General features: G+C 60.7%; 1 protein-coding gene and 1 pseudogene. One reads left to right on the top strand and one right to left on the bottom strand.

What is annotated here, in order from left to right; genetic code table 11:
- Positions 1 to 74: 74 nt before the first annotated feature.
- Positions 75 to 180: pseudogene (locus tag WCE35_RS19960) on the top strand (DUF72 domain-containing protein); the annotation flags it as partial.
- A gap of 21 nt (positions 181 to 201) precedes the next feature.
- Here WCE35_RS19960 and WCE35_RS19955 read toward each other — a convergent pair.
- Positions 202 to 1,398 carry an ISAs1 family transposase gene (locus tag WCE35_RS19955; RefSeq protein ID WP_424595043.1) on the bottom strand — a complete coding sequence of 399 codons (1,197 nt, stop codon included), beginning with the start codon at positions 1,396 to 1,398 and terminating at the stop codon, positions 202 to 204.
- Between the last annotated feature and the right edge of the window lie 184 nt (positions 1,399 to 1,582).

Below are 1,582 nucleotides of genomic sequence, written 5' to 3'. Positions count from 1 at the left end.
ATCGTCCTTGCCGAAGTCTGGCGGGACGTTTGGATGGTGCGACAGCACACCTGTTTTGACAGAGCGGAGAGACTATGGCCGGCAAGGTGAGAGTTGGCATTGGCGGTTGGACCTTCGAGCCGTGGCGAGGCGTGTTCTACCCGCCCGGCCTCGCCCGCAAGCGCGAACTGGAGTTTGCGCAGGGGAATCGCTTGAAGATGATCAGCCGGCGCTCCGCAGGATGTCGCCGAGGTAGTCGGCGTTCCATCCGGCTTTTTTGCGGCGCACCTTCAGGCTTGTCTTGGACTTTGGCGCCTGAAGCATGTTCAGCGCCACCCCGGAACGGGATCCGGGGCAAGCGTGTCTGACGATGGACATGTTTTCGGGGCCGTACCCAGTCCGCAATCGGCACTGGTCCTCGTCGAAGATAACGTCGAGCGTCCAATGCAGCCGGTTTTCGACACCCCAGTGGGCTCGCACGACCTCGGCAAACGTCTTGGCCGGAAGCTTCTTTGAGCACAGATAGTAACGCCGGGCAGTTTCTATCGCGCCGTTGCGCTCGAATGAGCTCTCGACCATGCCGATCATCGCCAACCCTGGGAACTTGATCTCGCCGGGATAGCGGCGGTCGGACATCAACCAGTCGATGTCGTGGCACACGGTGTGGCTTCGGATTTCGAGACGGCCGTGATCCTTGTCCGTGGTCACGACGGTCTGCGTGATGACGCCCGCTTCCTTGGGATCGGCAAACAACCGCTCGACCTCGTCCTGCAAGGCCGGGCGGTTGCCCTTCAAGGCCAAGCAGTAGTCGCCGCCTTTTTCGATGATCTTATCGGCGATGGCCGTCTGACATCCCATCGCATCGATGGTGACGATCGCGCCCTTGAGATGCAGACGCTCCAGCAGCAGCGGAATGGCAGTGATCTCGTTGGATTTCTCCTCCGTCGCCTGCTGTCCGAGCACGAGCCGCTGACGGCTGGCCCAAGCCGAGACGAGATGCAGTGGCTTGCGATCCTTGGCTTTATCGTGCGTGCGCCGTGAGGTCTTGCCGTCGACGGCGATGATCTCGGGATCGTCATCGCGCAGGCAAGCGACCCAGTCCTTGAAGCACGATTTGAACAGCTCGGGATCCAGTGCGTTGACGACATCGGTCAGCGTGTCATGGCTCGGGATATCGTCGCGATACAACAGATAGCGGCGCAGAAAATCGAGCCGCTCACGGCCCCACTCGCAGACCTCGACGAGATCGTCGCAGCCCGCGATCGTAGCAGCCAGGACGAGCAGCATGATCTCGGGTAGCGGGAACACGACCTTGGCGTTCTGGCGCGGATCATCGAGCCGCGCGAAGTGATCGAGGAGCGCGATCTTTGAAGTGGCGGCGGGCGTCGTCGACAAGGATGTGCTGAGTGCTGCGGACATGGGCGATCTCCAACCGATTCGGTTGGCACCCCATGAATCACACCGACTCACCCCTTGGGAAACTTATTCGGATCGGCGCAAGACCCTTTCTCGAGCGATTGCCCTGGGAGTTTGCGTCCAAGGCCTTGACCTCGATCGAGATCAACGGCACTTACTATTCGACTTTCAAGCCGGACAGCTGGCG

Source organism: Bradyrhizobium sp. (assembly GCF_049691595.1).
GTDB lineage: Bacteria > Pseudomonadota > Alphaproteobacteria > Rhizobiales > Xanthobacteraceae > Bradyrhizobium.
This window is presented reverse-complemented; position numbering and strand designations above follow the sequence as displayed.